This is a genomic window from Peribacillus sp. P4_D6 (genome assembly GCF_056401795.1).
Window position 1 is genome coordinate 1 of record NZ_JBFUIQ010000181.1, and the last position, 5,837, is coordinate 5,837.

Consider the following 5,837-nt stretch of genomic DNA (forward strand, 5'->3'; position numbering starts at 1 on the left):
CACGATTAATGCCTCATCAGGACCAGCCGTGCGATATTTCGTAACAAAGACAGCAATAAGTGCGATAAATAAAACTGCAACTATGGCGACAACTATCCAAATCAAATCAAACATACCTTACCTCCTACACTTTTTTAATCCTGGTGGGGCATAACATAGATAACCCCATTTTTAACTTCGATGATCAAGACCTTTGTATCCGAAACAATTCCTTCATTCTTATAGCTGGCCGCAGTTTTGGCGATGCTTCCACTGATGCTTTCTATCAGGACTTCCCCAAACCCGTCAACGGGGATTGATGTGAGAACCCTGCCGACCCTTCCTCTCAGGTCATTATCATGAAATGTCAAACTTTCTTCCGCTGATGAGATGGGAATCAAAACAAATACATTCAGTAAAGTGACGATGGTAAATGAAATGATGAGGGAAATGCCGGCACATAATCCAGCATTAAGCCCTGAAAGCGATTCAAGTAAAAAACCACTCGCAAAAAACACGGTCAAAAAGCAAAAAATGAGCGTAGGATTAAATATATCCGGTAATTCAAGGCCGGAAAATATATCATTAAACAAGATAAATAAGAATGTTAACCCCCCGAATATAATTAATCCATATAAATAGACTGTTTCTAATGGAACTCCAAATAACTCCATCTCTTTCATCCTTTAAATTCGATTTTTCTAAGCCGCATACTACTTTAATGGCCTAGATAAGCGTTTTACCAACATTAATAATCTATAGTTATAATCCCCTCCATTTACTTCGCTTACCATTCATACGGATGATGCATTCAAAAAGTTTCATTTATTTTCCAAGTTTTGAATTTCACCCTTGGAAAACCCTGTCTTTTAAAAGACCATTAATGAAATAAATTGCATAATACCATTGACAGTGTTTACTTAACATATTAAAATTCTTTATATGTTAACTCGTTACATACCCAGGTTTACATTAGGAGGAAACACGATGAAGGAGCGTCATGAGAAGTTAAGAATGATGATGGTTACAGCATTATTTGCAGCACTTATAGGAATACTTGCCCAAATTACAATTCCACTGCCCTTAGTTCCGATTACAGGACAGACTCTAGCTGTTGGACTGGCAGCAACGATACTGGGTTCACGTTATGGAACCTCTTCCGTTTTACTATACCTGTTCATAGGGGCAGCGGGAGTACCGGTTTTCGCTGAAATGTCTGGGGGAATAGCTAAGATATTCGGTCCGACTGGCGGTTATTTATTATCCTATATCCCGACAGTATATATAACGGGTCTGATATTGGAAAAAACCCGTTTCTCCGTTGCAATGGCTTTTGTTGCAAATACAATCGGGATGATAATTACTTTGGTAATCGGTACGGTTTGGTTAAAATATATGAGTTCATTATCTTGGCCAGTGGCATTCGCCAGCGGTTTTGCACCATTTATAATCGTAGGCGTTTTAAAGGCATTCCTTGCATCTTGGCTTGGCATTACAATCCGTTCAAGGTTAGCGTCGGCTAATATGCTGCCAAAAAAAAATGCACCAATATCCCAATGATGGGTAAATGAAGAGAGGATACCGCTTGTGGTATCCTCTCTTTTCTTCTATATTCAACTTCCAGATCACTGCAAAAAAAAAGACTCTTAAAAAAGAATCTTTTTTGCAAGTGTTTATTGCGGTCCTATCCCCATAAGTCCGAATATGAATAGCAAATGTATATTATCCCCTTTGCTAACCGTAATCATTTTACTATAGGAACAGTAATTTGACAACTATTGAAGGCACACAGAAACATGCAGAATATCGTTACGGATTTTAGTTACTTATTACTCACTTTATATTCTTTTTTCGTACCATCATCGAAAACGACCTCTAAATCAAATTCTTGATAGCCATCCTTCAAATTAAAAGCTTTTGTCACTTCTTGAATGACTTCCTCATCTGTTGAATCTTTAGTGAATGTCAATTTTTCTAGAATCGGGGTCAACTCTTTCATTGCTTCATCACCGTGAACTTCGTGTTTGTTAAGCTTGTCCTCGATTGAAGCTTCTGTTTGGGCTCCCATTGTATCATATTCAGCTTCGTATTCGTTATCATTGCCGGTATAATCCACTTCTAATTGAAAATCCTTATATGTGAAAGGCAGTTTTTCATTATTATCCTTGCCTGTTTCAGGATTATTTTCAGCTTGATTTTCATTTTCCTGAACCGGGGGGTTTTTCACTTCATCTTTCTCTTCGCCGCATCCAGCCAAAACAAGCATAGCGGCAAACGGCACTGATAATATTTTGATTGATCTCCCCATTAGTTTTTTCCTCCTTTAGTTTGTATACCTTTCTTATTTCCTAATGGGGGTCATTTAAAACCTCAACCAATCTCTCAAATACATCAAATCGGCCAAGTGATCATTGTGGAAGGATATAAAACAATACCGCAAAAAAGTGTGTGGCAGTTCCCCCAAGCACGAATACATGCCAAACCGCGTGATGGAACGGAAAACCCCGCCAAACATAAAAGATGGCTCCGAACGTGTAAAGCAATCCCCCTGCAATCAGTAGCTGGATACCCGCTGCAGGCATCGTAGCTGTAAGTGGTCCCCAAACGATAACGATCATCCACCCCATGGCAATATAAAGGATCGTCGAAAGGAAGAGGAATTTTTTCACATAGAAAGCTTTGAAGACGACGCCAATGATTGCAACTCCCCAAATGATACCTAGCAGTGTCCAGCCCAGTGACCCTTTGATCACAAGAAGCATGATTGGCGTGTATGTTCCTGCAATGAATATATATATGGCTGAATGATCAAAGATTTCAAAAATATCCTTTGTTTTACCTTCTGGAAAACTATGCACTAAAGTGGAAGAGACGTATAAAAGAAGCATGGAAACACCATATATGACCGAAATGACTACATTCCAAGGCGATCCTGTTTGGGCTGAAAATATGATTAAAAACACAAGTGCGGCAATACTCAACAAAACGCCGACACCGTGGGTTATCGCATTGACCACTTCTTCTTTTCTTGTATAAACATGAGTATTGGCCATGTTACAGCTCCTTAATTCCGGATTAATTTTTTTAGTATTCCCCTAAAGTATACATCAGATCTTCCAAGCAATATAGAAAAGTGAATAGTAACTTGATTAACTGCCACTAATTAGATTATTATCTAATTAGATGTTAATCTAATTATGAGGGGGGATAAAGTGCAATTAGAAAAATTGGTCGCTTTCCACAAGACGATTGGTGATGTGACAAGGATCAGGATAATATCCATCCTGGCAAACGGTCCAAAACACGGACAGGCACTTGCAGGTATACTAAAATTGACGGCTCCGACCATCTCACACCATTTATCGAAATTGAAAGACATTAATTTAGTGAAGGACCGGAGGGAAAAAAATACGGTCTATTATTTTTTGAATGAAGATGTCCTGCAGCATTATTCGTCAGCATTGCCTAAAATGGTTTCAACTAAGGGGGACTCCAGTAAAATGGAAAATCAAAAGCTGATTTTAGAACATAAAAAGATCCTTGAAAACTTTTATACTCCAGATGGTCGACTAAAAACTATACCAGCACAAAGAAAAAAGAAAATGATCGTTCTTCATCATATTGGAAGCCTTCTGGAAAAGGGACGTAAATATCCAGAAAAAGAACTGAATGAATTCATCCAGTCTTTCCATGATGATTATGCAACGATAAGACGTGAACTCATTATCGGAAGCATCATGTACCGCGAAAACAGCATTTATGAGCTGAATCCCCGCGAAATGTGGGCTGATATCATTTAACGGTTTTCTAAAAAAAGAACCGGTCTCCCATTTGGAAAGCCGGTTCTTAAGATGCAGTTTAGATGGCAAAATGGTGCCCGCCGATAATTTTTATTACCTCTAATTGTTTCATCCATTCGCTGTCCGAAATACTTGGATTCCAAAAATACAAGGCATCATTTGTGTAGCCATGAATAGCCAATGCTTCATTGACAGCTCTCTTGGCATCCTTTCCTGCCGGTTTGTTTATACTGCCATCACCAACAGGCGAGAATTGGTTTTTTTGATAAATCACTTCCCGGACCGTATCAGGGAATTCATTGCTATCAAGGCGATTCAAAACAACTCCCGCCACCTCGACCTTTCCTCTGTATGGTTCCCCTTTGGCTTCTGCATGCACAAGCCTTGCTAATAATTCTTTATCTTTATCATTCATTACATGTGGAATAATCAATGTTTTACCAGGTTCGGCAACATTATTTACGTTATGATTGACTTCTTTTAACTTACCGATCGGAACACCGTGCTGCTTTGCAATATCCCAAATCGATTCACCTTGTTTAATGACATGTTTAGTTGCCCCATCAGAAGCTTTAGTTGTCGTTCCCTTAGGAAAAGCTATACCAAGTACGATGACACTTAGAGTCATTATCACGGATATTAATACTGATAATTTCATCCTGTTACCTCCTCGTTAAGCACCTTCCTAGGATAACAGACCATATTGGAGAAAACAGTGCTAAATTTTTTCCAAGGAAATGCAGGAAATATTTTCACGTTTCAATTTACCTTTGAAATTTTAATGATTCCCACTCTTCCCGCATTATTCCCATTCTGATTGAATCATAATAATAACCATCATGATAGCGGCATTTTCTCATTCTTCCTTCTACTTGCATTCCTACCTTTTTCCCAACTGCGATCATACGTTCATTACCTGACCAAGTTGTAAGTCCAACCCGCTCAATCTCCAGGTTTTCGAATAAATACCCACTGAACATCATTAATGCTTCTGTCCCATGACCGCCATTCCAATACTGGGGATCAAAAATAGTAATTCCGATTTCAAGCCAGCGTGAAGGTTCATGTTCCCAGTAATATACAACAGATCCTATAATTTGATCGTTTTTTTCCATTAATAGCTCGGAGTAAGTCCCGATTTTTTCATCATAGGTTTTATGCTTCGTTTCTTTTTCGATAAACGTATGGAAATCAATGAGTTCAAGAGGGAGATAAGGTGCATCCCACTTTTTCCATTCCGGATCGGTTTCGCCATATTTCAGGCTCCATAAACGTTTTAAATCGGCTTGATTTACATTCCTCAATATGACTTTACTACCTTCAATCCGAACATCGTCCACTCCGCTTCCTCCCACTTCATCCATGCTGAACCTTCCATTTTACTGGTCGACACATAATTTAATAAAATATTGCCTTTCTCTTGGACCATCGAATTCACAAAAATACACACCCTGCCAAGTACCAAGGACTAAGCTCCCTTTATGGATGATCACCTGTTGTGAAGAACCAACCGTACTTGATTTCAAATGGGCAGCCGTGTTTCCTTCCATATGTAAATCCAATGTATGATTCCATGGGTATTGCTCATCCAATCTTCTTAATATATCCTTTTTGACATCGGGGTCAGCATTTTCATTGATCGTGATCCCTGCAGTCGTATGTGGACAATATATAAGAGCTACCCCTTCTTGAATCCCCTTTTCCTTGATGAATGCCTGTACTTCTGTCGTAACATCAATCATATCATCCCTTTTCACCGTTTTTAAGGTATTTTTCTTCAGCATGTACATTCACTCCTTTTATTCATTTTAATACTCCTTTACCCATAAACATAAAAATTCATGCTTTCTTAAACAATGCACGACTAAAACATAAGGAGATCTTATCGATGACAATCAAAAAAAAACATCCCTATTGATCTTTTTATTTTAGGCTGTTTTCGCATACTTTGTTGCTATTTACCAAGTAGTGCGGTGTGGTTGATTTCCCCTCCAGATGCTCGCTTTCCGCGGGGCGGGCGGTGAGCCTCCTCGGCGTAAACGCCTGTGGGGTCTCACC

8 protein-coding genes are annotated in these 5,837 nt (G+C 39.0%); 2 read left to right on the forward strand and 6 right to left on the reverse strand.

Going from position 1 to position 5,837, the window contains the following annotated elements; translation table 11 throughout:
- Positions 1 to 134 precede the first annotated feature (134 nt).
- On the reverse strand, positions 135 to 653 hold the full coding sequence (locus AC1DVB_RS24730) for an NfeD family protein (RefSeq protein WP_057277378.1): 519 nt from the start codon (positions 651 to 653) through the stop codon (positions 135 to 137).
- Between the two features lie 313 nt (positions 654 to 966).
- Here AC1DVB_RS24730 and AC1DVB_RS24735 point away from each other — a divergent pair, with 313 nt between their 5' ends.
- Complete coding sequence (locus AC1DVB_RS24735; RefSeq protein WP_057277377.1) at positions 967 to 1,539, forward strand: biotin transporter BioY; 573 nt, start codon at positions 967 to 969, stop codon at positions 1,537 to 1,539.
- Between the two features lie 262 nt (positions 1,540 to 1,801).
- On the opposite strand, the gene AC1DVB_RS24740 is transcribed toward AC1DVB_RS24735, so the two are convergent.
- Together AC1DVB_RS24740 and trhA are read right to left on the reverse strand one after the other, a co-directional pair.
- Positions 1,802 to 2,287: a YusW family protein gene (locus AC1DVB_RS24740; RefSeq protein ID WP_098866604.1), complete on the reverse strand. Its 486-nt coding sequence runs from the start codon at positions 2,285 to 2,287 to the stop codon at positions 1,802 to 1,804.
- Positions 2,288 to 2,387: 100 nt separating this feature from the next.
- On the reverse strand, positions 2,388 to 3,032 hold the full coding sequence (gene trhA, locus AC1DVB_RS24745) for a PAQR family membrane homeostasis protein TrhA (protein ID WP_063575916.1): 645 nt from the start codon (positions 3,030 to 3,032) through the stop codon (positions 2,388 to 2,390).
- Positions 3,033 to 3,191: 159 nt separating this feature from the next.
- Between trhA and AC1DVB_RS24750 the strand changes: the two genes are divergently transcribed.
- On the forward strand, positions 3,192 to 3,779 hold the full coding sequence (locus tag AC1DVB_RS24750) for a DUF2087 domain-containing protein (protein WP_057277374.1): 588 nt from the start codon (positions 3,192 to 3,194) through the stop codon (positions 3,777 to 3,779).
- A 58-nt stretch (positions 3,780 to 3,837) separates the two neighbouring features.
- On the opposite strand, the gene AC1DVB_RS24755 is transcribed toward AC1DVB_RS24750, so the two are convergent.
- The 3 genes from AC1DVB_RS24755 to AC1DVB_RS24765 all read right to left on the reverse strand — a co-directional run bounded on the left by AC1DVB_RS24755 (position 3,838) and on the right by AC1DVB_RS24765 (position 5,563).
- A complete protein-coding gene (locus AC1DVB_RS24755) occupies positions 3,838 to 4,437 on the reverse strand; it encodes a cell wall hydrolase (RefSeq protein WP_057277373.1) in 600 nt (199 codons plus the stop codon).
- Between the two features lie 106 nt (positions 4,438 to 4,543).
- The gene (locus tag AC1DVB_RS24760) at positions 4,544 to 5,119 is read right to left on the reverse strand and encodes a GNAT family N-acetyltransferase (RefSeq protein ID WP_239861458.1); all 576 of its coding nucleotides are present in this window, start codon (positions 5,117 to 5,119) and stop codon (positions 4,544 to 4,546) included.
- A gap of 39 nt (positions 5,120 to 5,158) precedes the next feature.
- Entirely contained in the window at positions 5,159 to 5,563 is a 405-nt protein-coding gene (locus AC1DVB_RS24765) for a secondary thiamine-phosphate synthase enzyme YjbQ (RefSeq protein WP_048679988.1), read from the reverse strand.
- Positions 5,564 to 5,837 lie beyond the last annotated feature (274 nt).

What these genes read in the sequence shown, in the direction of transcription:
- AC1DVB_RS24730 (WP_057277378.1), bottom strand. Translation starts at nt 653, where the DNA reads ATGGAGTTATTTGGAGTTCCATTAGAAACAGTCTATTTATATGGATTA.
- AC1DVB_RS24735 (WP_057277377.1), top strand. Translation starts at nt 967, where the DNA reads ATGAAGGAGCGTCATGAGAAGTTAAGAATGATGATGGTTACAGCATTA.
- AC1DVB_RS24740 (WP_098866604.1), bottom strand. Translation starts at nt 2,287, where the DNA reads ATGGGGAGATCAATCAAAATATTATCAGTGCCGTTTGCCGCTATGCTT.
- trhA (WP_063575916.1), bottom strand. Translation starts at nt 3,032, where the DNA reads ATGGCCAATACTCATGTTTATACAAGAAAAGAAGAAGTGGTCAATGCG.
- AC1DVB_RS24755 (WP_057277373.1), bottom strand. Translation starts at nt 4,437, where the DNA reads ATGAAATTATCAGTATTAATATCCGTGATAATGACTCTAAGTGTCATC.
- AC1DVB_RS24765 (WP_048679988.1), bottom strand. Translation starts at nt 5,563, where the DNA reads ATGCTGAAGAAAAATACCTTAAAAACGGTGAAAAGGGATGATATGATT.